Origin of the sequence: Lentzea sokolovensis (assembly GCF_033949975.1) — a bacterium.
GTDB lineage: Bacteria > Actinomycetota > Actinomycetes > Mycobacteriales > Pseudonocardiaceae > Lentzea > Lentzea sokolovensis.
Genome location: NZ_JAXAVU010000014.1, coordinates 771,639 through 793,775, shown reverse-complemented (window position 1 = coordinate 793,775; position 22,137 = coordinate 771,639). Strand labels below are relative to the sequence as shown.

The following is a 22,137-nucleotide window of genomic DNA, read 5'->3' as shown; positions in this document are numbered from 1 at the left end:
GAGGAGTGACACTGTGACGGAGAAGGCTGTTCTCGCGGGCGGCTGTTTCTGGGGCATGCAGGACCTGTTCCGCCGCCACCCCGGCGTCGTCTCCACGCGCGTCGGCTACACCGGCGACCCCAGCACGCCGAACGCCACCTACCGCCGCCACGGCAACCACGCCGAGGCCATCGAGATCACGTTCGACCCCGAGCAGCTCAGCTACCGGCAGATCCTGGAGTTCTTCTTCCAGATCCACGACCCGTCGACCCGCAACCGCCAGGGCAACGACATCGGCGCCGGCTACCGCTCGGCGATCTTCTACACCGACGACAGTCAGAAGCAGGTCGCGGAGGAGACGATCGCCGCGGTCGACGCCTCCGGCAAGTGGCCGGGCAAGGTCGTCACCGAGGTCACCCAGGAGTCGGACTTCTGGCTGGCCGAGCCCGAGCACCAGGACTACCTGGAGCGCTACCCGAACGGCTACACGTGCCACTACGTGCGGCCGGAGTGGCAGCTCGGCGAGCGTTGATCGAGATCGTCGCGCTGCACGTCTCACCCGTGCACGCCTTCGAGGGCCGTCCGTCGGACGGCCCTCGTCCCGATCCCGGGCCTGTCTCGCGTTCTCGCGTGGAGGTCCGGGCAGGGCTGGGCATTGTCGGTGACCGGTACTTCAACCACCCCGCGCACCGCAACGCCTCCGTCACGTTCATCGCGGCCGAGTCGCTCGACCCGTGGCCGGTGGACCCGCTGCTGGCGCGCCGGAACGTCGTCGTGCGCGGGTTCGACGTGGACTCGTTGCCGCGTGGCGCCGTGTTCAGCCTGGACAGCGGGGACGGGCCGGTGCGGTTCGAGGTGCATCGGCCGGCGAACCCCTGCGCCTGGATGGATCAGGTCATCGCTCCGGGCGCGTTCAGGGCGTTGCGGGGGAAGGGCGGGATCCGGTGCGTGCCGCTGGACGACGGGGTGCTGCGGACCGGGAAATCCACCGTGGTCATAGTGAGCGCATGAAGTGGTTGCGCCGCAAGCCGACGATCATCACGGCGGTTGGCCTCACCTTGGTGCTCGTCGTCGCCGCAGCGCTGTGGAACGTCGCCGGCGCCCGCACGTTCCAGTTCTTCGGTGACCTGGTCGACCGCGTCGAGACCAACGAGAAGCTCGTGGCCCTGACCTTCGACGACGGCCCCGATCCCGCCGGCGCCCAGCAGGTCCTGGACCTGCTGAAGGCCGAGGACGTCCCGGCCACGTTCTTCCTCATGGGCCGCGACCTGGAGAAGCACCCGGAACTCGGCAGGCAGATCGCGGACGCGAAGCACGAGATCGGCAACCACACCTTCAACCACCAGCGCATGATCGGCGTTCTGCCGAGCACGGTGGCGAAGGAGATCGAGGACACCGACGCCCAGATCCGCAGGACCGGCTACAGCGGCGAGATCCACTTCCGCCCGCCCAACGGCAAGAAGCTCTTCGCCCTGCCGCACTACCTGAAGGAACACGACCGCACGACGGTCATGTGGGACGTGGAACCGGACTCCGAAGGCACGCCCACCGCGCAGCAGATCGCCCAGCAGACCCTGGCGGAGACCAAGCCGGGCTCGATCATCCTGCTCCACCCCATGTACGCGAGCCGCGAGCAGACCCGGCAGGCGCTCAAGCCCGTGATCACCGGGCTGAAGGAGCGCGGTTACCGGTTCCTCACGGTGTCCGCACTCCTCAACAGCCGCTAGATCAGGTCGGCCAGCTCCACCCGGCGCAGGAACTCGCCGCGCACCCGGTCCGCCACCGCGTTCACGACCTCGGCACCGTCGGAGGAGGGGTCGATGTGCACCCGGAACGGCGGCTTCGTGGCACCGACCACGTCCACGATCGCATCGGCCACGGCGCCCACATCCGCCCACGACGGCTCCAGTTCGGCGAGACGGCCACCGACCTGGTCCATCAGACCGGGGTAGAACTCCTCGTACTCGGCGGCACGCGAGGTGTCGGCGGCGGTGCCGCTGTGCGCGAAGTGGTTGGTGCCGTGGGTGAAGGCGCCCGGCACGACGATCGTGGTCTCGATGCCGAACCGCAGCAGCTCGGCGCGGTAGGAGACGGCGACCGCGTCCATCGCCGCCTTGGCCGCGAAGTACGGGGCCAGGTACGGGGGAGTGCCGCCACGCGTCGAGCTGGAACCCACCCACACCACGTGGCCGGAACGCTGACCGCGCAGGTGCGGCAGGGCGGCGCGGTTCACGCGCTGGGTGCCCAGGACGTTGACGTCGTACAGGGCCGCGTACTGCTCCGGCGTGAAGGCCTCGGCCGGGCCGGTGACCATGTGGCCGGCGTTGTGCACGACGACGTCCAGACGCCCCTGGTCCGCGATGATCGACGCGATCGCGGCGTCCGCGGACTCCTGTGACTGCACGTCGAGTTCGACGGAGTGCACGTCGGCCTTGTTCTCTGCCCCGAACGTCCGAAGCTCCGCCACAGCAGCCGAGTTGCGGCCCGAGGTTTCCCGCATTCCCGCGTAGACGGTGTGGCCGGCGAGCGCCAGCCTGCGGACCGCCAGCGCGCCGAAACCGCTGGACGCTCCCGTGACGACGATGACCTTGCCCATCAGATGATGCCTCCGTTCGCACGAATGGTCTGGCCGTTGATCCAGCGGGCCGGGCCCGCCAGGAAGGAGATGACCTCCGCGATGTCGCCGGTCGAGCCGAGCCGCTCCAGCGGCGGCTGCTTCGCGAGGGTGTCGATGGTCGCCTGGTCCTTGCCGTCGAGGAACAGGTCCGTGGCGGTGGGGCCGGGGGCGACGGTGTTCACGGTGATGTCGCGGCCGCGCAGCTCACGGGCCAGGATCAGGGTCAGCGCCTCGACGCCGCCCTTCGACATGGCGTAGGCGCCGTACTGGGGGAAGCGCAGGCCCACCACGGACGACGAGACGTTGATGATCGCGCCACCGTCGCGCAGCCGGCGTGCGGCCTGCTGGGACACGATGAACGTGCCGCGGGCGTTGGTGCGCATGATGCGGTCGAACGTGTCGAGGTCCATGTCCGCGACGGTGCCGAGCGGCATGATGCCCGCCGAGTTCACGACGACGTCCACGCCGCCGAAGGTCTCCACGGCCAGTTCGAACGCGGCGGTGACGGCTTCCTCGTCCCCGACGTCCGCCTGCACGGCGACGGCCTGGCCCCCGTCGGACTTGATCTTCTCGACGGCCTCGTCGGCCGCGGTCCTGTTGCCGGCGTACACGATGACGACGGCCGTTCCGTCGGCGGCGAGACGCTCGGCGGCAGCCCGTCCGATGCCCCTCGATCCGCCGGTGACGATCGCAACGCGAGTCATAGCGACACTCCTAGCTGGTGTTTCCGTCGTTACCTAAATCAACGTAGCACTGATATCGAATCAGCGCTACCACTGATGTGTTATCGTCGTTACATGGACACGAGAGAGCGTCTGGTGAAGGCCGCGGCCGACCTGCTCATCGAGGGCGGCAAGGAAGCGGTGTCCACGCGCGCGGTCGCCTCGGCGGCCGGGGTGCAGGCGCCGACGCTGTATCGGCTGTTCGGCGACAAGGACGGGCTGCTCGACGCCGTGGCGGCGTTCGGCTTCTCCGACTACCTCGCGACCAAGCACGCGATGGGCGCCAGCGACAACCCCGTGGACGACCTGCGCCGGGGATGGGAGCTGCACATCGGCTTCGGCCTGGCGCGGCCCGCGTTCTACCTGCTGATGTACGGCGAGCCGCGCAGGCGTCCGGCGCGACTGGAGGCGGACGCGATGCTCCGCGAGATCATCAGCCGCATCGCGTCGGCGGGCCGGTTGACGGTCCCCGTCGAGCAGGCGGCGCAGTTCGTGCACGCGGCGGGCATGGGCGTCGTGCTGGCGTTGATCGCGACGCCGGAGGAGGACCGCGACCTGGAGCTGATCACGTTCTCACGGGAACAGGTGATCAGGGCGATCACGACGGACGTGGCGCCGGACGAGCCGACGGACATCCCGAGCCGGGCGATCGCGCTGAGGGTGGCACTGGAAGAGGACCCGCCCCTGATGCTGTCTCCAGCGGAACGGGTCCTCTTGGCCGAGTGGTTGAACCGTGTGGCGAAATAGCTACGCGTTCGGGTCGAACGCGATCCCGGAGGGCTTGGCCTGACCGAGGTTGTAGTTGAACGCGCTGTCCTTGATCGCCAGGGACGCGCTGCCGAAGTTCGCGTTCACGAGCTTGTCGCGCACGCCGGCGGGGAAGCGGTCCCAGCTGACCAGGGCGGGGTACTGGTAGACCCCGTAGTGGTTCTCCGCCTGCTCGCCCGCACCCGCGAGCCGGAAGCAGTGCGTGCTGGCGCCGTCCTTGTGGTAGATGATCTTCGGGTGGGTGCCTTCCCACTGCACGTTGGCACGCGGGTGGGTCTTGTACTTGCCGTGCTCCGAGGTCGAGACGAACTGGGCCACGTCGTTCTGCACCCAGACGATCACGTGCTCGATGTCGTGGCGGTGGCCGCAGCAGTCGATCAGCGGCACGGCCTGGTCCTTCTCGAAGTACAGGTCGTACAGGTAGGCGCACCAGCCGTTGTTGCACTTGGAACGGCTGTAGGAGTTGGTGTTGTCCAGGTCGGACCTGTCGTGGCAGTTGCCGTTCAGCGCGCCGGAGTTCTTCAGGCCGGGCGCGATGTCACCGGTCGGCGAGATCGCCGGGGTGGGGTAACAGCCGTCGCCGTCGTAGTCGAACGCCGGTTGCCACTTGCCGTCGGCCGCCTCGTAGTTGGCGGGGATGGCCCGGGGCGGGTCAGCGAGCGCGATGCCGGGGAACAGTGCCGTGATCAGCAGTGCGCCGGCGAGCGCGGTCAGGAGCTTTTTCCTCAACTTCAGGCCTCCGGGGTGCAGGGGAGCGAGGCTTGCGAGGCCGAAGGTGGTACATGAACCGCGTTCACGTCTAGGTGCTTCGCCAAATCTTTGCCATACCGGGAAATTCACAACCCCGGGACGGAATCGATCACGTCCCGGGGTCGCGCTCCCATCAGCCCAGGTCGTTGCGTACGCGGTTGGCCGCCGCGACCAGGTTTCGCAACGCCGGCTCCACCTCGGCGTAACCGCGCGTTTTGAGCCCGCAGTCGGGGTTGATCCACAAACGTTCACCTGGCACCGCGCGCACCGCTTCGGTGATCAGCGCGGCCATGTCGTCCTCGCTCGGCACCAGAGGTGAGTGGATGTCGTAGACGCCGGGCCCGATGCCACGCGGGAACTCCAGGCCCTCCAGGATCTCCATCTTGGACCGTGCGGCCTCGATCGTCGTGACGTCGGCGTCGAGGTCGGAGATCGCGCCGATCACCTCGCCGAACTCCGAGTAGCACAGGTGGGTGTGGATCTGGGTGCCCGGCGTCGCGCCCGCGGTGGCGAGCCGGAACGCGCCGACCGACCACTCCAGGTACGCCGGTTGGTCCTTCCGGCGCAACGGAAGCAGCTCGCGCAACGCCGGTTCGTCGACCTGCACCACCCGGATCCCGGCGGCCTCCAGGTCGCGGATCTCGTCGCGCAACGCCAGCGCCACCTGGTTCGCGGTGTCGGCCGGTGGCTGGTCGTCGCGGACGAACGACCACGCGAGGATCGTCACCGGACCGGTCAGCATCCCCTTGACCGGCTTGGACGTCAGCGACTGCGCGTAGGTGCTCCACGGCACCGTCATCGGCTTCGGGCGCGATACGTCGCCGTGGATGATCGGCGGCCGCACGCACCGCGACCCGTACGACTGCACCCACGCGAACTGCGTGCTGGCGAAGCCTTCCAGGTGCTCTGCGAAGTACTGGACCATGTCGTTGCGCTCGGGTTCGCCGTGCACCAGCACGTCCAGGCCGATGTCCTCCTGCAGATCGATCACGCGCCCGATCTCGTCCCGCATCCGCTGCCCGTACTCGTCCTCGGTGATCTGACCGTTCCTGACCGCCGCGCGTGCCTTGCGGATGTCGCCGGTCTGCGGGAACGACCCGATCGTCGTGGTCGCGAGCGGCGGCAGCCCGAGCCGGGCCTGCTGGGCCGCGGCCCGTTCCTCGTACGGCGCGCGGAGGCTGTGCTCCGGCCGCAACGACGCGATGCGCGCCCGGACGTGGTCGTCGCGGCGCGGGCCGGGCACCTGGCGCTGCGCCTCGTCGGCCCAGGCGCCGTCGGCTCCGTCGCGCAAAGCCTTGCCCAGCACCACGATCTCGCGGACCTTCTGCCGGGCGAACGCCAGCCGCGCCCGCACGTCCGGTTCGAGGGTCTCGGCCTCCAGGTCGTACGGCACGTGCAGCAGCGTGGAGGAAGACGAGACGACGACTTCGCGTGCCGAGCCCAGCAGCGCCGCGGCCTTCGCGAGAGCGGCGTGCAGGTCGGTGCGCCACACGTTGCGTCCGTCGACCAGGCCGGCCACCAGGATCTTGTCGCGCAGCGCGGGGATCGCCACCGACGTGTCCGGCGCGCTCACGAGGTCGATGCCGATCGCCTCGACCTGCGAGGAGGCCAGGATCGGCAGCGCCTCGCCCAGATCGCCGTAGTAGCCGGTGACCAGCAGCTTCGGCCTGCCCGGCAGCCCGCTCACCGTCCGGTACGTGCGGCGCAACGCGTTCAGCTCGGCCGGTGTGCGGTCGGCGGCGAACGCCGGTTCGTCGATCTGCACCCATTCGACGCCCTCGACGCGCAGGCGGCCGAGCAGTTCGACGTACGCCTCCAGCAGCCGGTCGAGCAGCGTCAGCGGTTCGAAACCGGGGACCGTGCTCTTGGCCAGCAACAGGTACGTGACCGGGCCGAGCAGCACCGGCCGGGTCGTGATGCCGAGTTCGAGCGCCTCGCGGTACTCGGCGATCGGCTTGTCGCCGGCCAGCCGGAACTCGGTGTCCGGGCCCAGTTCCGGCACCAGGTAGTGGTAGTTCGTGTCGAACCACTTCGTCAGTTCCAGGGCCGCGGCGCCGTCCCGGCCGCGTGCAGCCGCGAAGTAGGTGTCCAGTTCGGACAGTCCGAGGTCGCGGAACCGCTGGGGGATCGCGTCGAACAGCAATGACGTGTCGAGCACCTGGTCGTAGAACGAGAAGGTGTTCGACGGCACGGAGTCCAGTTCGGACAGTTCGGCCCAGGTCCGCGCCCGCAGGTCTCGGGCGGTCTGGTGAAGTGCGGCTTCGTCGATCTTCCCGGCCCAGTACTGCTCGACCGCGCGCTTCAGTTCGCGCTTCGGTCCGATCCGGGGGTAGCCGAAGACGGTGCTGCCGATGGTCACAGGCTCTCTCCTCGCGAGCGTGCGGAAGCACCGGAGACACGCGAGCAGGGCGGCACGGAGCCGCGCCCGAGAGGCTCCGGAGCACCGCGCGCCGGGTCGGCGCGCGGACCGGCGGCAGGTCTTCGGACTCGTGGGCGTCTTGCGTGCTCCTACCGGCCGTCGCTTCCCAGGTCTGGCAGACCCAGTGCTTCTGACGGCTTTCGTTCCCACTCACCGCTGCGGGGCAGTCCCGGACTCGCACCGGGTTCCCTTTTGCTCCACCCGGAACGAGTCCGGGTGAACCGCTGGCAGGACCGACACTAGCGGGCGGCGCCGAGCATGCCCAGCGCCATCGCGCCGTACTGAATGGTGAGATCACTCAAGTTGACCGGCCCGTCCGGGGAGTACCACCGGGAAACGCCGCTGCACATCTCCAGCAACGCCAGCCGCGCGACGCTCGGATCGGCCACCGTCAGCTTGCGCGCCTTCACGCCGTCGTCGATCGCGTCCTGCCAGAAGCGCTCGTAGCGGTCGCGCAACGCCACGATCTCCTCGCGGCGCTCGCCGGTCAGCGCGCGCATCTCGCCGTCCACCACCGCGGTCTCGCGCGGCTTCTCGGCGTGCGCCCGCACGTGCATCTTGACCAACGAGACGAGACGGTCCGTCTCGTCACCGGTGATCTGCTCGGCCTTGCCGATCAACTCGGTGAGACTCGTGCGCATGATCTCGACCAGCAGGTCTTCCTTGGTGCCCATGTAGTGGTAGAGCGTCGCCGACGACAGCCCGGCGGCCTGCGCGAGGTCGCGGATGCCGGTGCCGTGGAAGCCGCGTTCGGCGAACAACCGCACGGCGGCCTCGCGGACCCGTTCCTCCGTCGTCATCTGCTGCCTCCCTTGACCGCCTGGACGCCCTCACTCTAGCGTCAGGCCCGATCGATCGATCGATCGAAGGGGAGAGATGACCGTCGACTACTCCTGTGCCGAGGGCATCGCGCAGGTGCACCTGAACCGTCCGGAACGGCTCAACGCCGTGGTCCCGGCGCTGGTCGAGGACCTGCTGGCCGCGTTCGCACGGGCACGGGAGGACCAGGCGCGGGTGATCGTGCTGGCGGGCCGTGGCAAGTCGTTCTGCGCCGGCCACGACCTGAAGGAGCCGGTCCCGGTCGAGACCGAGGAGCAGACGCGGGCACGACTGGAGCGCATCCAGGACGTGACTCGCGCGATCCGCGACTTCCCCGGCATCGTGATCGCCGCGGTTCACGGCTACGCGCTGGGCGCGGGCGCGGAGTTCGCGCTGGGATGCGACCTGGTCGTGGCGCAGACCAGTGCGGAGTTCGGGTTTCCCGAGGTCGGCGTGGGGCTCAGCGTGACGGGTGGGATCTCCAGCCTGTTGCCGAAGCTCGTCGGACTGGCGCGCGCCAAGGAGATGCTCCTGCTCGGCGAACGGATTCATCCTCCCCGCGCGCACCAACTGGGGCTGATCAACTCCTACGCCCTGAACCACGAGAAGCACGCGATGAAGCTCGCGCGCCGCATCGCCGAACAGCCACCGGTCGCGGCCGGGCTCGCGAAACGGGCGCTCGACCTGGGCCTCGACTCGACGCTGGAGCAGGCGATGGCGACCGAGGTCGACCACGCGATCGTCACGAGCCTGTCCGGCGAGGGGGACGAGCCGCGGGAGGAGTTCGGCCGTGGCTGACCTGATCTCCGCGCTGCGGACGGCCGTGACGCGGTGGCCGGACAAGACCGCGTGGACGTTCGATCCGGGCGGCTCCTTCACCTTCGCCCGGATCGACGCGCTGTCCGACGGGTACGCACAGGCGTTGCGGGACAGGGGGATCCGCGCGGGTGACCGGGTCGCGATCATGCTGCGGAACGTGCCGGAGTTCCCGCTGATGTGGTTCGCGCTGATCAAGCTCGGTGCCACGGCCGTGCCGCTCAACGTCAAGTACCGCTCGGTCGATGCTTCCCACGTGCTGCGGACCGCCGAGGTGGTCGCCGTGGTCAGCACCGAGGAGTTCCGGCCGCTGCTCGTCGATCACCTGGTGCACCACGTCGAGCAGCTGGAGCCGGTCGACGGGTTCGTGCAGGGCGAGGTGTCCGCGCCGGTCAGCCTCCAGTTCACCTCGGGTACCACGGGAAAGCCGAAGGCGTGCGCGCTGTCGCACACCTACTGGCTGACGCTCGGTGGCAGCCTGGTCGAGCACTTCCCGAACCTGAACTCCGACGACGTGATGCTGACGGCACAACCGTTCCACTACATCGATCCACAGTGGAACGTCGTCGCGGCGCTGCTCGCCGGCGCGCATCTCGTGGTTCTGGACGGCTTTCACCCGTCCACGTTCTGGGCGAAGGTCCGCGAGCACGGCGTCACCTACTTCTACTGCCTCGGCGCGATGCCGGCGTTGCTGCTGCGCATGCCACCCGACCCGTTGGACCGAAAGCACTCCGTGCGAGTCGTGCAGGCCTCGGCGATCCCGCCCGCCCTGCACGCCGAACTGGAAGAGCGGTGGGGTGTCGGCTGGTTCGAGGCCTTCGGCATGACCGAGACCGGCGCCGACCTCCGCATCACCGCCGAGGACCACGACCGGTTCGTCGGCACGGGCTGTCTCGGGCTGCCCGCGCCGCATCGCGAGGCCAAGATCGTGGACGGCGAGCTGTGGCTGCGCGGCCCCGGCATGATGGACGGCTACCTGGGCCTGCCCTCGCCCTTCGCGGACGGCTGGTTCCGCACCGGTGACCTGGCGCGGATCGAGGACGGCCGCGTCTACCACCTCGGCCGCCGCAAGGACATGATCCGGCGCAGCGGCGAGAACGTGGCCGCGCACGAGGTCGAGGAAGTGCTGATGTCGCACCCCTCGGTGCGGCTCGCGGCCGTGATCGGCGTGCCGGACGACATTCGCGGTGAGGAGGTGAAGGCGTTCGTCGTCGGGAAAGTCACTGATCAGGAGCTCGCCGAGTTCTGCGCGGAAAGACTGGCGTCGTTCAAGGTTCCGCGTTTCTGGGAGTTCCGCGAGGATCTACCGCGCACCCCGTCCGAACGCGTCGCCAAGGAGCTGCTGCGGTGAGCTTTCACTGGGAGAGCCCGGTCTTCTTCGACGAGCTGGACCTGAACGGCACGTTGCACAACTCGCGGTTCGCACTGCACGTCGAACGCGCCCAGTCCGCGCTGTTCGAGTCGATGGGTTTCGGCTGGTCGTCCTACGCCGACCGCGATCCCGACCTGAACTACGTGGTCAAGGAACTGCACATCGAGTTCAACGCAGCCTTCACCGCGCCCGGCGTGCTCCCGGTCGAGATCACCGCCGACCGCATCGGCACCACCAGCGCCCGCTACGGCTTTCGCTGCGGCCGTTACGCCTCCGGCTACCGGGTGATCGTCAAGGTCGGCCAGGACGGCCGCCCCGCGCCGTGGAGCGACTGGTACCGCATGGCTTTCGAAGGGCTCTCATGATCAAGGCGGACCTGCTGCTCACGAACGCCGAGTTCGTGACGCTGGACGGCCCGGCGTCCGCGCTCGCCGTGCTGGGCGACCGGATCGTGGCGCTGGAGGAGGTCCCGGCCCGTGAGGTGATCGACCTTCAGGGCGCGACCGTCACACCAGGATTCCACGACGCCCACAACCACATGGCGTGGTTCGGTCTCACTCTGTCCGAAGTGGACTGCCGAGTCACGAGTCTCGACGCGCTCTACGCCGCCGTCGAAGCCGCACCGGACGGCGAGTGGGTGGTCGGTCACGGCTACGACCAGAACAAGTGCGGCGGTCACCCCACCCGCGAAGGCCTGGACCGCGTCGCGCGCGGCCGCAAGGTGTGGATCAAGCACACCTCCGGCCACATGTGCGTGGTGAACACGCCCGTGCTGGAAGCGCTGGGGATCTCGGAACGCGCGGTCGAGGTCCCCGGCGGGCTCGTCGTCACGGAGAACGGCAGGTCGACGGGCTTGTTGCAGGAACAGGCCCAGCAACTCGTCGGCCCGCTCGTCCTGCCGTACCCGGTGGACACCCTGGTCGACGCGATCGACCGCGCCGGCCGCGTGTACCTGAGCGAGGGCATCACGAGCTGCGTCGAGGCGGGCATCGGCGGAGGCTGGATCGGCAAGTCCCCGGTGGAGCTGGAGGCCTACCACCGCGCCCGCGACCAGGGAAAGCTGCACGTCCGCGTCGAGCTGATGATCGCCGCCGACGCCCTGCACCCCGTGACCGAACTGGGACTGGGCCTCGATCTGGGCGTCCGCACCGGCTTCGGCGACGACTGGCTGCGCATAGGCCCGACCAAGATCTTCTCCGACGGCTCGTTGATCGGCCACACCGCCGCGATGTGCCACGACTTCGCCGACACCCCGGGCAACCACGGCTACCTGCAGGACTCAGCAGACGCGTTGCGGTCGCGGATCATCGCCGCCCACCGAGGCGGTTGGCGCGTCGCCACGCACGCGATCGGCGACGCGGCCATCGACCTGGTCCTCGACGCCTACGAGGAAGCGCACCGCCTCGACCCGCGCCCGGACGTCCGCCACCGCGTCGAACACTTCGGCGTCGCCCGCCCCGATCAGGTCGAGCGCGCGGTCGCGTTGGGCGTGATCGCCGTGCCGCAGGGCCGTTTCGTCAACGAGATCGGCGACGGCATGCTGAAAGCGCTCGGCCCGGACCGTGCCGCGTGGGCCTACCGCCAACGTTCGCTGCTCGACGCGGGCATGATCGTCCCCGGCAGCTCGGACCGCCCGGTGGTGAACGGCGCCCCGTTGCTCGGCATGCACGACATGGTCGAGCAGGTGACGTCGTCCGGCACGCCGTTCAGTCCGGCCGAGGCCGTGACGGGCCTGGAAGCGTTGCGCGCCTTCACCTACGGCTCCGCCTACGCCTGCAAACAGGAACACCTCAAGGGCACGCTGACCGCGGGCAAGCTCGCGGACCTCGTCGTGCTCTCGGACAACCCGGTCACCGCCGGCCGGATCAAGGACATCCAGGTGCTGCGCACGATGGTGGGAGGACAGTTCCGATGAGGCTCGTAGCCGCTTCTTCGCTGACGCCAGAGGAGCTCGCGCACGTCGAGCAGATCTACTTCGACGGCTTCGAACCACACCTGCGCGCGCCGCTCGACGACCTGCTCGCCGACACCGCCCTGGTCCTGATGGACGACAAGCCGCTCGGCCTCGCCGTCCTGCGCACCCTCGGCGACACCGGCTGGGTCTACCTGCGCTACTTCACCGTGGGGGAGAAGGGCCGCGGCCTGGGTGAACACCTGTGGACGCACCTGCGCGTCGCCATGACCGCCGCGGGCCACACCCGGATCATCTACGACGTCGAGGACCCTGCCCAGCACGGCATCGACCCGGCAGAGGAACGCGTCCGGCACCGCCGCATCGCGTTCTACCGCCGCCTGGGCGCCGTGCTGCTGCCCGTCAACGGCTACCTGCCGCCGCAGGGCAGCGCCGGCTACCCGATGCTGCTGATGGCGGCGGACTACGTCGCCCAGACCCCGGCCGCAGCCGACGACCTGGCCCGCATCACCGTGGCCGTGTACGAGCACCGGTACGGGATCGCGGCGTCCGATCCGGTGGTGACGCGGACGTTGCGGCTGAGCGGTGTCTCACATGCGGGCTGAACCGGCCTTCCAGTACCCGCTGAACATGATCGCCTTGCGGTCCACCCCGCGGTCCTTGGTCAGGTGCCGCCGCACCCCGGTGGCGAGCGCCGACTCCCCGCACGCCCACGCGTAGTCCACAGTGGACAGCACCTTGCCCTGGATCGCCTTCAGCACGGCGGAACCGGGCTCGGCGGCACCGCGGAAGACCCACTCCGCCTCGAGGTCGATCCGGTACGACTCGTCCGGCACCTCGACGAACACGTGCACCGGCCGCGTCTCGATCTCCAGGATCGCCGCCAGGGCGGGCAACGCGGTCTCGTCGGCCGCCAGCAGCACCGCGCCTTCCGGCGGCGGCAGGTAGGCCGAACCGCCCGCGCGGAACCCGGCTTTGTCGCCCGCGATCGCGCGGCGGGCCCAGCGCGTGCCGGGGCCCGCGTCGCCGTGCACCACGAAGTCGACGTCGATCTCGGCGACGTCGGGCCGATGCGCGCGGACCGTGTACCAGCGCAGGTCCGGCCGCGTGTCCTCGGGCATCGCGCGCAACGACGAGCGGACGTTGATGCGGTCGTCGGCCGGCATGACGAGCTCACGTCCGGTCGCCATCAGCAGGCCGAAGTACTCGTCCGGGCCGGTCACCTCGAACGAGGCGAGCTCCGGCGCGTGGAAGGTGATCCGGCGCATGTGCTCGCTGAGCTCGGTCGCCGCCGTGACGGTCATGACGAACTGGTCGAAGACCTCGCGGCGGTTCGCGGGGGCCATCAGCAGCTCGGCGGCCTTGGTGGCGGCCTTGAGCGTGAAACGGTCGAAGGCGGAGTAGCGCGACATGTCAGCAAGGTACACCTTTGGTTAGGCTTACCTAAGTCCTCGGGCGAAATCGAGGCTGGTACCGCAGACTGCGAACATGTTCCCGAGGACCGCGCAACAGCAGTGGTGGTTCGAAGAGCCCGCCAGCAAGAACCGGAGTCAGGCGCTCGGCCTGCGTCTCGCCATCGCCTATCACCAACGGGACGCGGAAGCCGTCGCGCGGCTGCTGCCCACTGACGAGGGTGAGATCTGGCTGGTGATGGGCGCGCTGGAGAACGGGCTGCTCGGGCTCAACCAGCTGTACCCGCCCGGCCCGCCGGACGAGGTGTGGGAACGTGTCACGCCGATCATCGACGCTTCCGCGCCCAAGGGGGTCGCTCCGCGCGCACGTGCGTTGCTCGCGGCAATGACCGATGCCATGTACAACGCCACTCTCGGCGAGGTCAACGAACGCAAGGAGCAGGATCCGTACGTGGGCGCGCACCTGTACGCGGCCATCACAGCGATGCGCTCCATGGAACACGAGGGCAGCATCCAGCGCATGCAGGCCAAGGCCGACGAGCTCGACCCAGCCTGATTCACGCCCCTGAGCTGGGGTGATAGTGCTGAGGTGCAACTAACGGACACCCCGACGTGCATGCCCATACATCGTCGTGCATAATTCTCAACGTGTCCAAGGTGCTCACTTCACTTCCCGCCGGCGAACGCGTCGGCATCGCCTTCTCCGGTGGTCTCGACACCTCCGTCGCGGTCGCGTGGATGCGTGAGAAGGGCGCTGTGCCCTGCACGTACACCGCGGACATCGGGCAGTACGACGAGCCCGAGATCGAGACGGTCCCGGGTCGCGCCGGCACGTACGGCGCCGAGATCGCACGTCTCGTCGACTGCCGCGCGGCGCTGGTCGAGGAAGGTCTCGCGGCGCTCGCCTGCGGCGCGTTCCACATCCGCTCCGGTGGTCGCGCCTACTTCAACACGACCCCGCTCGGGCGGGCCGTCACGGGCACCATGCTCGTGCGCGCCATGCTCGACGACGACGTGCAGATCTGGGGCGACGGCTCCACCTACAAGGGCAACGACATCGAGCGGTTCTACCGCTACGGCCTGCTCGCGAACCCGTCGCTGCGGATCTACAAGCCGTGGCTCGACGCCGCGTTCGTGAACGAGCTCGGCGGCCGCAAGGAGATGTCCGAGTGGCTCCTCGAGCGCGACCTGCCCTACCGCTCGTCCGTCGAGAAGGCGTACTCGACCGACGCGAACATCTGGGGCGCGACGCACGAGGCCAAGTCGCTCGAGCTGCTCAACGAGGGCATCGAGATCGTCGAGCCGATCATGGGCGTGAAGTTCTGGGACCCGTCGGTCGAGATCGCGACCGAGGACGTCACCATCGGCTTCGACCAGGGCCGCCCGGTCACGATCAACGGCAAGGAGTTCCACGACGCCGTCGACCTCGTGCTGGAGGCGAACGCCATCGGCGGCCGCCACGGACTCGGCATGTCCGACCAGATCGAGAACCGCATCATCGAGGCCAAGAGCCGCGGCATCTACGAGGCGCCCGGCATGGCGTTGCTCTACATCGCCTACGACCGCCTCGTGAACGCGATCCACAACGAGGACACCGTCGCGGCGTACCACAACGAGGGTCGCAAGCTCGGCCGTCTGCTGTACGAGGGCCGCTGGCTCGACCCGCAGTCGCTGATGGTGCGCGAGTCGCTGCAGCGCTGGGTCGGTTCCGCGATCACCGGCGAGGTCACGCTGCGGCTGCGCAGGGGCGACGACTACTCGATCCTCGACACGTCCGGCCCGGCGTTCAGCTACCACCCGGACAAGCTGTCGATGGAACGCACCGAGGACTCGGCGTTCGGCCCGGTCGACCGCATCGGCCAGCTGACCATGCGCAACCTCGACATCGCGGACTCGCGCGCCAAGCTGGAGCTCTTCGCGGGCCTCGGCATGGTCGGCACGCGGCAGTCGGCGCTCATCCCGGCACTGCCCGAGCCGACCCAGCTGATCGGCGACGTGCCGGACGGCGGCGCGGAGGCCATCGCCTCGCGCGGTGAGGTCTCGGCGGCCGACGAGCTGCTCGACGCGGCTGCCATGGAGTTCGGCACGGACTGACACGGACCAACACGAGAACACGGGGCCGGTGGGGATCACCCCGCCGGCCCCGTTCTCGTCAGGTCTGGGGCCACATCGAGTAGATGACGTTCTCCTCGTCGGCGCACACGACCTGGGGCAGGATGCCTTCGGCGACCTGGTTGCACGACATCGATCCGACCTTGATCGGCGGCAGTCCCGTCTTCGGCTCCAGGCGTTCGGCGTAGTAGTCGAACAGCACCGCGCCGGCCTGGTCGCAGTTCAGCCTGCCCTTCGGGGTCTCCATCACGACGGCCAGCATCGGCTTGCTGAGGGCTCCGAGGAACACCCGGTCGCAGTACTGCGAGGGCAGGCTCTCGTACTGCTCGGGCGGTACGCCGTTGAGGGCGGTGACCGCGCTCGACGTGGTGGTGGCCGGCTGGGTCGTCGGAGTCGTGGGCGACTCGGAGTCCGAACGGGATCCGGACCCGGTGATCTCCGGGGTGCAGCCCGCCGCGAGGACGGCGAGGAGCACAGCTGTGATCGAGAACCTCATGCCCCCGAGGTCGGCGTCGCCCTCGCTGTCGTTACCCCGCTAGTCTTCCGGCTTGTGTCGATCAAGGATGAGTGGGCTCGGCCCGCGGTGCTGCTCAACCCGGCGGCGGGCGAGCCGACCGACGCCGACAGTCACATCGGCGGCCCGATGCTGTGGCCGATCGACGAGCCGTGGCCCTGGTGCGACGGCACGCGGCACGACGACCTCAATCCCACCGCGGTGGGCGTGCGGATGCCGTTCGTCGGTGCCGTGCAGCTCTACCAGCGGGATTTCCCCGAACTCCCGTTCCCCGCAGGCACGGACCTGTTGCAGGTCTTCCTCTGCACGCTGCACCACAACCTGGACGACTGCTTCGGCCCGGACGTGCGGCTGGTGTGGCGGGACTCCACCACCGTGATCGAGCTGATCGAGGAGGAGCCCGAGCCCTCCGTGCAGGAGGAGCTCTACGTCCCCACGGTCAACGTGCTCGAACCGATCAGGTTCACCGAGTACGCGCACCCGTTCGACCGGCCCGAGGAGTTGGAGGACGAGGACTGGCCGGAGACGTCGGCCGGGACGAAGATCGGCGGCTGGACGCCCTGGTGGCAGACCGGACCGGTCACGTTCACCTGCCCCGAGTGCGGCTCCGAACAACGGCAGATGCTCTCGCTGGGGACGCGCGAGCCGTCCGGTGAGAACGTCGAGTGGGCGTTCGGGCGCGAAGGGAACCTGAACATCCTCACGTGCGAGAAGGACGTCCGGCACCCGTTCCGGAAGCACGTCGACTGAGCGCCGCCACCCCGGCCAGCAGCACGAGCAGGACCCCGGCGAACCACGCCATCACCGTGGTGGGCGCGAGGTAGCGGGTGGCGAGCCCGATCGACAGCGACGGCACGCTCAACCCGAGGTAGGCGATGAAGAACAGCGTCGCCAGCGCCTCACCGCGCTTCTCCGGCGCCGCCATCGCGGAGACCGCGCCGATCGACGCCTTGAACTGCACGCCCGCCCCGATTCCGGCGACCGCGCCGCCGACCAGGAACAACGGGAAGCTCGTCGCGTGCATCCCGGCCACGACCAGCAGTACGCCGATCGCCTGTCCGCCCAGGCCCAGCGCGCGCCGGACGGACAGGGAGAGGCCACCGGTCACGGTCTGGGCGAGCGCCGCTCCACCGAACACGAGGAAGACCACGAGCCCGGCCAGCAGACGGGACGGATGGTGCAACTGGCCTGCCACGAAGCCCGGCGAGACCGACGTGAAGACGCCGAACACCGCGAACGCCGAGAAGGCTCCGGCGGCCGCCGCGACGTAACCCGTGCGGTCGCCGTGGTCGGCGCTGATCCGTTGTGGACGGTACGAGACCCGCTTGCGCACCACGGTTTCCGGCGTGAGGGCGACGGCGGCGATGCTCGCCACGAGCAACACGGCCAGCACGACGTACGGGGTGCTCAGCGGCGACGGCGCGTACTGCGCCAGCGCGCCCGCGACCAGCGCGCCGACGCCGAGACCGCCGATGTTCGCCGCGGTCGACACGATCTCGAAGCGACGCGGCGACGCGCCGGGGCGGTGCCGGGAGTGCAGGTCGTGGAGGTACGCGGTGGCGGTCGCGGCGATCATGCCGACGCCCAGGCCGTTGACCACTCGCGCGACGATCAGGACCGGCAGCGACGTGCTGGTCAGGAAGAGCAGCGCGGAGACGATCTCCAGGCCCAGCGCGGGGATGAGGATCGCCTTGCGGCCCGCCCAGTCCGAGACGTGGCCCGCCAGCACCAGGCTGATCACCACGCCGACCGCGAAGGCCGCGAACACGACCGTGATCGCGAATGTCGAGAAGCCCTCGCGCGCGACGTAGAGCGGGAACAGCGGCGCGGGGACGGTCGAGTAGGCCATCGCGATGAGGAACGTGCCGGCGACGGCCCAGAAACCCCTGCCGTGGCGCACGTTGGTGGCAGTTCGTTCGGCGACCGGTGAATCGAGGACCAAGGACATGCCTCCACCTTGCGTGCCTCGATGCATCACGTCCAACGAAAGTTGAAGCTGGTGATCATCACTTTCTGAGATACTCCCTGGTGTGGACCTCCGGCAGCTCGAACACTTCGTCGCGGTCGCGGAAGAGGGCAGCTTCACCCGCGCCGCCGTCCGCGTGCACGTCGTGCAGTCCGCCGTCTCGGCCGCGATCAAGACCCTCGAACGCGAGCTCGGCGCCGTCCTGCTCGACCGCAACTCCAAGCGGGTCCTGCTGACCGACGCGGGGGAGGCGCTGCTGCCGAAGGCCCAGGCCGTGCTGGACGCCGTCACCGAGGCCAGGGACGCAGTCGCGCAGGTCCAGGGCGGGCTGACCGGCACGGTCCGGCTCGGCACGCTGACCTCGGTGAACCTGATCAACCTGCCCGCGCTGCTCGGCGAGTTCCACCGGCGTCATCCCGGTGTGCTGGTGCGCACGAACGCGTCGACCACGGGGTCGCTGGGGCTCGTCGAGCAGCTCCTGGACCACCGGCTCGACCTCTCCTTCGTGTCGCTGCCCGGCGACGTGCCGGCCGGGATCGTTCTCGACGAGCTGTCCCACTCGGTGATGGACCTGGTCGTGCCCCTGGACCACCCGCTGGCCGGCAGGGACGAGGTCTCCATCGGAGACCTCGCCGGCCTGGACTTCATCGACTCACCGCTGGGCTACGGCAACCGGGCCGTGGCCGACCGGGCGTTCGCCGCCGCCGCCGTGCCGCGCCGGGTGACGGTGGAGATGTCCGACATCTACACCGGCGTCGACTTCGTCCGGCACGGCCTCGGCGTCGTGCTGCTGCCCGACTACGTCATCGGCGCCGCGGCAGGCGTCAAGACCCTGACCGTGACCGGCGCGGACCTGCGCTGGCCGCTGGGACTCGCGTGGCCCGCCGGGCGCAGGCCCAGCGCCGCCACCAGGGCGTTGATCGCGGTGGTGCACGAGTTCTTCACGCGCTGAACAGGTTCAACGGGTGCAGGTGAAGCTCGACGCCTTGTCCGGATCTCCGGCGCGGTACCGGGGCCAGCCCGGGTACTCGCAGAGCGGCCGGGTGCGGTTGTGGGCCGCGTCGGCCACGACCGGGTTCGACGGCGACTGTCCTTTCTGGACCCAGCGTTCGAGCGCGGTGAGCGAGTCCCATCCGGCGGCGAACGCGGGTGTGCCGAAGTTCGCGTGGTTCGCCCCGGGCACGAGGTAGTAGCGCGAGAACTTCTCGGTGGTGTCGGGACCCAGGAGGTCACGCACGCGCTGGTAGTAGTCGTTCGTCGAGCGGTGGGACACCAGTTCGTCCGCGGAGCCGTGCAGCAGGAGCAGTTTGCCGCCGGAGCGTGCGAACGGGCGCAGGTCCACGTTGTTGCGGTCCTGGATCGTGGAGAGCTCGCTGATCCGGCTGAGCCACTTCCCGGGGCGCGACGGGTCCAGGTCGAGCGAGTTGAAGCCGGGGTCGCGGGTCAGGAAGTACTTCACCCACTGGTCCCAGTACTGCATGCCGTAGCCGCTGGTGACCGGCATGGGGTTGGCCGGTGCGGTCGTGCCGAAGCCGAGGAACGGCGTCCGCATGTCCGCCCCCGAGAGGAACGGGAAACCGGGGTACTGGGTCTCGCCGCTCGCGACCCGGTACGGCCACCGGAACGCCGTGGACATGGCGGTCACGGCCCCGATCTGCGGATCGGACAGGCAGGCCGGACCGGTGTCGGCGCCGTCAGGGCAGCGCAGGACACGAGGGTCGAACTGGCAGCGCGGGTTCGACACGACGCGATCCAGCACGCCGTCCGCGCCGTCGCAGGCGTTGATCACGCTGTCGTACAACAGAGTCTGCTTCGCGGGGCCGGGGAACGCGCCGGGACGGGACAGGACCTGCGTCAGATGTCCCAGGTACAGGCCCTCGGCGAGGTTGTTCCACGCGGGAAAGCCCGAGATCACGCCGTCGAACGCCCGCGGCCAGCGCTGAGCGACGACGAGGGCCTCACGGCCACCCGTCGAGCCGCCCGCGAAGTACGTCTCGGCGGGGTTCTTCCCGGAGGCGCGCCGGATCAGGAACAGGCTCGCGTCGTGCGTCTTCTTCAGCGCGTCACCGGCGGCGAAGTTCCGCACCGCCTCGTCGTTCACGCCGAACGAGCCGTCCAGCGACGGAACCGCCGCCGGACCCTGCTGGTGGCCGGAGTCGCTCGCGAACGTCGCGTATCGCCGAGCCAAGGGTGCCAAGGCGTCGGGGGCGGCGAACGGCACGTTCCCGGTCAGCGCGGGAATCGTCCCGTTGTAGCCGCCGCCACCGAACATCAACGCCTTGCCGTTCCAGCCGTGCGGCAGGGCGACGCGCATCTTGATGGCGGGCGCGGACCGGTCGACGGGATACAGGTCGGCGTCGACCTGGCAGTACTCGATCGTCTGTCCACTCACGACACTGGACGTGCCGGTGGCCGCGGTGACGCGGCCGCCGGTGGTCGGCAGGCTGATGACCGAGGCGGGGATCCTCACCTGGTTCAGATCGGCGCACGAGGTTGTCGCGCCGGCCGGTGCCGCACCGAGAAAGGTCATTCCTGGCAACAGAAGTGCGGTCGAAAGCAGGGCGAGCTTCACGCCGGACTCCTTCTCAGCGGTAGAGGTGCGTGCCGGGGACGGCGAGCGGGTCCTCGCGGACCTCGGCGGGGTTGGTCTCGGGGAGGAACCACGCGCTGACGAACGTGATCAGCCCCATGAGCGTGATGTAGGCGGCGACGGGGATCGTGCTGCCGGTCTGGGCGATGAGCGCGGTCATCAGGAACGGCGTGCCACCGCTGATGATGATCGCGGAGAGCTGGTAGGACAGCGACGCGCCCGAGTAGCGGACGTTGGGCGCGAACAGCTCACCGAGGAAGCTCGCGATCGGGCCGTAGGTGAGGCTCTGGAAGATGAATCCCACCACCACGGCGACGAAGATCAGCGGCAGCGACGCGGTGTTGACGAGCCCGAAGTACGGGAAGCCCCACAGCGCGACACCCAGGCCGCCGATGAGGATCAGCGGACGGCGTCCGATCCGGTCCGAGACGTGCCCGGCCCAGGGCAGGACCGCGAGCATCGCCACGGAACTGAGCAGGACGACCGTCAGCAGCGGAACGCGGTCGAGCTTGAGGGACGTGGTGCCGTAGTTCAGCAGTCCGGCGATGCTGACGTAGAAGAGGCTGTTGGTGGCCGAGAGGATCCCGCAGGCGAGCAGGATCGTGCCCCACCTGCTCCGGATGACCTGCGCCAGCGGGGCGCGGACGACAGCGCGTTCCGGCCGTGAGACCTCCTTCTGCAGCTCGCGGAACTCCGGCGTGTCCTCCACTTTGGACTGGATGTACATGACCACCGCGAACATCAGGACGCTGAGCAGGAACGGGATCCGCCAGCCCCAGCTGAGGAACGCGTCGTTCGGCATCAGGCCGCTGGCGGCCAGGAAGATCAGGTTCGAGATGATCACGGCGACGGGAACGCTGGTCTGCCCGAAGGTTCCAGCGAACCCGCGCCGCTTCGGGCTCGCCGACTCAGTGAGCAGCAGCATGATGCCGCCCCACTGGCCGCCTGCCGCGAGCCCTTGGAGGAAGCGCAGTGTCACCAACAGGATCGGTGCCAGTGCGCCCACGGCCGACGCGCTGGGCAGACAGCCGATCAGGAACGTCGCGGCGCCCATCAGCGCGAGACAGGCGACGACCACCGGCTTGCGCCCGTACTTGTCGCCGAAGTGCCCGGCGAGCACCCCGCCGATCGGGCGCGCCACGAAGCCCGCCCAGAACGTGCTGAACGCGAGCAGAGTGCCGGTCAGTGCCGAGGACTGAGGGAAGAACACCTTGGGGAACACCAGCGCGGCCGCGGTGCCGTAGAGGAAGAAGTCGTACCACTCGATCGAACTGCCGATCAGCCCCGCGGTCAGCAGCTTGCGGAAGCCTCGGCGCCGGGTCGCGGACTGCTCTTCGGGCTGGGCCAGAGGGGTTGCCATGCATGCCGC

General features: G+C 69.2%; 23 protein-coding genes and 1 riboswitch. Of the genes, 13 read left to right on the top strand and 10 right to left on the bottom strand.

Annotated features, from left to right (window positions below):
• Positions 1-13 precede the first annotated feature (13 nt).
• From msrA to SK854_RS37485, 3 genes are read left to right on the top strand one after another with little or no spacing between them, the layout of a single operon-like run.
• Entirely contained in the window at positions 14-511 is a 498-nt protein-coding gene (msrA, locus tag SK854_RS37495; RefSeq protein WP_319979894.1) for a peptide-methionine (S)-S-oxide reductase MsrA, read from the top strand.
• Positions 490-990 carry an MOSC domain-containing protein gene (locus SK854_RS37490; RefSeq protein ID WP_319979893.1) on the top strand — a complete coding sequence of 167 codons (501 nt, stop codon included), beginning with the start codon at positions 490-492 and terminating at the stop codon, positions 988-990. The genes msrA and SK854_RS37490 overlap by 22 nt, the downstream gene beginning before the upstream one ends.
• Complete coding sequence (locus tag SK854_RS37485; RefSeq protein WP_319979892.1) at positions 987-1,706, top strand: polysaccharide deacetylase family protein; 720 nt, start codon at positions 987-989, stop codon at positions 1,704-1,706. Before SK854_RS37490 ends, SK854_RS37485 begins: the two co-directional genes overlap by 4 nt.
• Here SK854_RS37485 and SK854_RS37480 read toward each other — a convergent pair.
• A complete protein-coding gene (locus SK854_RS37480) occupies positions 1,703-2,575 on the bottom strand; it encodes an SDR family NAD(P)-dependent oxidoreductase (protein WP_319979891.1) in 873 nt (290 codons plus the stop codon). The genes SK854_RS37485 and SK854_RS37480 overlap by 4 nt on opposite strands.
• Complete coding sequence (locus tag SK854_RS37475; protein WP_319979890.1) at positions 2,575-3,300, bottom strand: SDR family oxidoreductase; 726 nt, start codon at positions 3,298-3,300, stop codon at positions 2,575-2,577. Before SK854_RS37475 ends, SK854_RS37480 begins: the two co-directional genes overlap by 1 nt.
• A 93-nt stretch (positions 3,301-3,393) precedes the next feature.
• Here SK854_RS37475 and SK854_RS37470 point away from each other — a divergent pair, with 93 nt between their 5' ends.
• Positions 3,394-4,065 (top strand): TetR/AcrR family transcriptional regulator, encoded by a 672-nt coding sequence (locus tag SK854_RS37470; protein ID WP_319979889.1) that lies wholly within the window; start codon positions 3,394-3,396, stop codon positions 4,063-4,065.
• On the opposite strand, the gene SK854_RS37465 is transcribed toward SK854_RS37470, so the two are convergent.
• The 3 genes from SK854_RS37465 to SK854_RS37455 all read right to left on the bottom strand — a co-directional run bounded on the left by SK854_RS37465 (position 4,066) and on the right by SK854_RS37455 (position 8,055).
• A complete protein-coding gene (locus SK854_RS37465; protein ID WP_319979888.1) occupies positions 4,066-4,815 on the bottom strand; it encodes an NPP1 family protein in 750 nt (249 codons plus the stop codon).
• Between the two features lie 154 nt (positions 4,816-4,969).
• The gene (gene metE / locus SK854_RS37460; RefSeq protein WP_319979887.1) at positions 4,970-7,195 is read right to left on the bottom strand and encodes a 5-methyltetrahydropteroyltriglutamate--homocysteine S-methyltransferase; all 2,226 of its coding nucleotides are present in this window, start codon (positions 7,193-7,195) and stop codon (positions 4,970-4,972) included.
• A gap of 96 nt (positions 7,196-7,291) precedes the next feature.
• Positions 7,292-7,496, bottom strand: a riboswitch (cobalamin riboswitch).
• Positions 7,495-8,055, bottom strand: a complete 561-nt coding sequence (locus tag SK854_RS37455; RefSeq protein WP_319979886.1) for a TetR/AcrR family transcriptional regulator — start codon at positions 8,053-8,055, stop codon at positions 7,495-7,497. It overlaps the preceding riboswitch by 2 nt.
• 76 nt (positions 8,056-8,131) lie before the next feature.
• Here SK854_RS37455 and SK854_RS37450 point away from each other — a divergent pair, with 76 nt between their 5' ends.
• The 5 genes from SK854_RS37450 to SK854_RS37430 are packed head-to-tail and all read left to right on the top strand — an operon-like array spanning position 8,132 to position 12,779.
• The gene (locus SK854_RS37450) at positions 8,132-8,872 is read left to right on the top strand and encodes an enoyl-CoA hydratase/isomerase family protein (protein ID WP_319979885.1); all 741 of its coding nucleotides are present in this window, start codon (positions 8,132-8,134) and stop codon (positions 8,870-8,872) included.
• Positions 8,865-10,241 carry an AMP-binding protein gene (locus tag SK854_RS37445; protein ID WP_319979884.1) on the top strand — a complete coding sequence of 459 codons (1,377 nt, stop codon included), beginning with the start codon at positions 8,865-8,867 and terminating at the stop codon, positions 10,239-10,241. The genes SK854_RS37450 and SK854_RS37445 overlap by 8 nt, the downstream gene beginning before the upstream one ends.
• The gene (locus tag SK854_RS37440) at positions 10,238-10,627 is read left to right on the top strand and encodes an acyl-CoA thioesterase (RefSeq protein ID WP_319979883.1); all 390 of its coding nucleotides are present in this window, start codon (positions 10,238-10,240) and stop codon (positions 10,625-10,627) included. The genes SK854_RS37445 and SK854_RS37440 overlap by 4 nt, the downstream gene beginning before the upstream one ends.
• Positions 10,624-12,177, top strand: coding sequence for an amidohydrolase (locus SK854_RS37435; protein WP_319979882.1), 1,554 nt, complete (start codon positions 10,624-10,626; stop codon positions 12,175-12,177). The genes SK854_RS37440 and SK854_RS37435 overlap by 4 nt, the downstream gene beginning before the upstream one ends.
• Positions 12,174-12,779 (top strand): hypothetical protein, encoded by a 606-nt coding sequence (locus tag SK854_RS37430; RefSeq protein ID WP_319979881.1) that lies wholly within the window; start codon positions 12,174-12,176, stop codon positions 12,777-12,779. Before SK854_RS37435 ends, SK854_RS37430 begins: the two co-directional genes overlap by 4 nt.
• Here SK854_RS37430 and SK854_RS37425 read toward each other — a convergent pair.
• Positions 12,765-13,586 carry a siderophore-interacting protein gene (locus SK854_RS37425; RefSeq protein WP_319979880.1) on the bottom strand — a complete coding sequence of 274 codons (822 nt, stop codon included), beginning with the start codon at positions 13,584-13,586 and terminating at the stop codon, positions 12,765-12,767. The genes SK854_RS37430 and SK854_RS37425 overlap by 15 nt on opposite strands.
• Positions 13,587-13,662: 76 nt before the next feature.
• Between SK854_RS37425 and SK854_RS37420 the strand changes: the two genes are divergently transcribed.
• Together SK854_RS37420 and argG are read left to right on the top strand one after the other, a co-directional pair.
• Positions 13,663-14,142: a hypothetical protein gene (locus SK854_RS37420; RefSeq protein ID WP_319979879.1), complete on the top strand. Its 480-nt coding sequence runs from the start codon at positions 13,663-13,665 to the stop codon at positions 14,140-14,142.
• Between the two features lie 92 nt (positions 14,143-14,234).
• Positions 14,235-15,680 (top strand): argininosuccinate synthase, encoded by a 1,446-nt coding sequence (gene argG / locus SK854_RS37415; protein ID WP_319979878.1) that lies wholly within the window; start codon positions 14,235-14,237, stop codon positions 15,678-15,680.
• Between the two features lie 58 nt (positions 15,681-15,738).
• On the opposite strand, the gene SK854_RS37410 is transcribed toward argG, so the two are convergent.
• Entirely contained in the window at positions 15,739-16,194 is a 456-nt protein-coding gene (locus SK854_RS37410; RefSeq protein WP_319979877.1) for a hypothetical protein, read from the bottom strand.
• A 54-nt stretch (positions 16,195-16,248) separates the two neighbouring features.
• Here SK854_RS37410 and SK854_RS37405 point away from each other — a divergent pair, with 54 nt between their 5' ends.
• Complete coding sequence (locus SK854_RS37405; protein ID WP_319979876.1) at positions 16,249-16,962, top strand: YwqG family protein; 714 nt, start codon at positions 16,249-16,251, stop codon at positions 16,960-16,962.
• On the opposite strand, the gene SK854_RS37400 is transcribed toward SK854_RS37405, so the two are convergent.
• Positions 16,913-18,160, bottom strand: coding sequence for an MFS transporter (locus SK854_RS37400; protein WP_319979875.1), 1,248 nt, complete (start codon positions 18,158-18,160; stop codon positions 16,913-16,915). The two genes, SK854_RS37405 and SK854_RS37400, sit on opposite strands and share 50 nt — an antisense overlap.
• An 82-nt stretch (positions 18,161-18,242) precedes the next feature.
• On the opposite strand from SK854_RS37400, the gene SK854_RS37395 reads away from it, so the two are divergent.
• The gene (locus tag SK854_RS37395; protein ID WP_319979874.1) at positions 18,243-19,130 is read left to right on the top strand and encodes a LysR family transcriptional regulator; all 888 of its coding nucleotides are present in this window, start codon (positions 18,243-18,245) and stop codon (positions 19,128-19,130) included.
• Positions 19,131-19,136: 6 nt separating this feature from the next.
• On the opposite strand, the gene SK854_RS37390 is transcribed toward SK854_RS37395, so the two are convergent.
• Both SK854_RS37390 and SK854_RS37385 read right to left on the bottom strand, forming a co-directional pair.
• Positions 19,137-20,750 (bottom strand): tannase/feruloyl esterase family alpha/beta hydrolase, encoded by a 1,614-nt coding sequence (locus SK854_RS37390; protein WP_319979873.1) that lies wholly within the window; start codon positions 20,748-20,750, stop codon positions 19,137-19,139.
• A 13-nt stretch (positions 20,751-20,763) separates the two neighbouring features.
• Positions 20,764-22,128 carry an MFS transporter gene (locus SK854_RS37385; protein WP_319979872.1) on the bottom strand — a complete coding sequence of 455 codons (1,365 nt, stop codon included), beginning with the start codon at positions 22,126-22,128 and terminating at the stop codon, positions 20,764-20,766.
• Positions 22,129-22,137 lie beyond the last annotated feature (9 nt).

What these genes read in the sequence shown, in the direction of transcription:
- SK854_RS37485 (WP_319979892.1), top strand. Translation starts at nt 987, where the DNA reads ATGAAGTGGTTGCGCCGCAAGCCGACGATCATCACGGCGGTTGGCCTC.
- SK854_RS37480 (WP_319979891.1), bottom strand. Translation starts at nt 2,575, where the DNA reads ATGGGCAAGGTCATCGTCGTCACGGGAGCGTCCAGCGGTTTCGGCGCG.
- SK854_RS37475 (WP_319979890.1), bottom strand. Translation starts at nt 3,300, where the DNA reads ATGACTCGCGTTGCGATCGTCACCGGCGGATCGAGGGGCATCGGACGG.
- SK854_RS37470 (WP_319979889.1), top strand. Translation starts at nt 3,394, where the DNA reads ATGGACACGAGAGAGCGTCTGGTGAAGGCCGCGGCCGACCTGCTCATC.
- SK854_RS37455 (WP_319979886.1), bottom strand. Translation starts at nt 8,055, where the DNA reads ATGACGACGGAGGAACGGGTCCGCGAGGCCGCCGTGCGGTTGTTCGCC.
- SK854_RS37450 (WP_319979885.1), top strand. Translation starts at nt 8,132, where the DNA reads ATGACCGTCGACTACTCCTGTGCCGAGGGCATCGCGCAGGTGCACCTG.
- SK854_RS37435 (WP_319979882.1), top strand. Translation starts at nt 10,624, where the DNA reads ATGATCAAGGCGGACCTGCTGCTCACGAACGCCGAGTTCGTGACGCTG.
- SK854_RS37430 (WP_319979881.1), top strand. Translation starts at nt 12,174, where the DNA reads ATGAGGCTCGTAGCCGCTTCTTCGCTGACGCCAGAGGAGCTCGCGCAC.
- SK854_RS37425 (WP_319979880.1), bottom strand. Translation starts at nt 13,586, where the DNA reads ATGTCGCGCTACTCCGCCTTCGACCGTTTCACGCTCAAGGCCGCCACC.
- SK854_RS37420 (WP_319979879.1), top strand. Translation starts at nt 13,663, where the DNA reads ATGTTCCCGAGGACCGCGCAACAGCAGTGGTGGTTCGAAGAGCCCGCC.
- SK854_RS37410 (WP_319979877.1), bottom strand. Translation starts at nt 16,194, where the DNA reads ATGAGGTTCTCGATCACAGCTGTGCTCCTCGCCGTCCTCGCGGCGGGC.
- SK854_RS37400 (WP_319979875.1), bottom strand. Translation starts at nt 18,160, where the DNA reads ATGTCCTTGGTCCTCGATTCACCGGTCGCCGAACGAACTGCCACCAAC.
- SK854_RS37385 (WP_319979872.1), bottom strand. Translation starts at nt 22,128, where the DNA reads ATGGCAACCCCTCTGGCCCAGCCCGAAGAGCAGTCCGCGACCCGGCGC.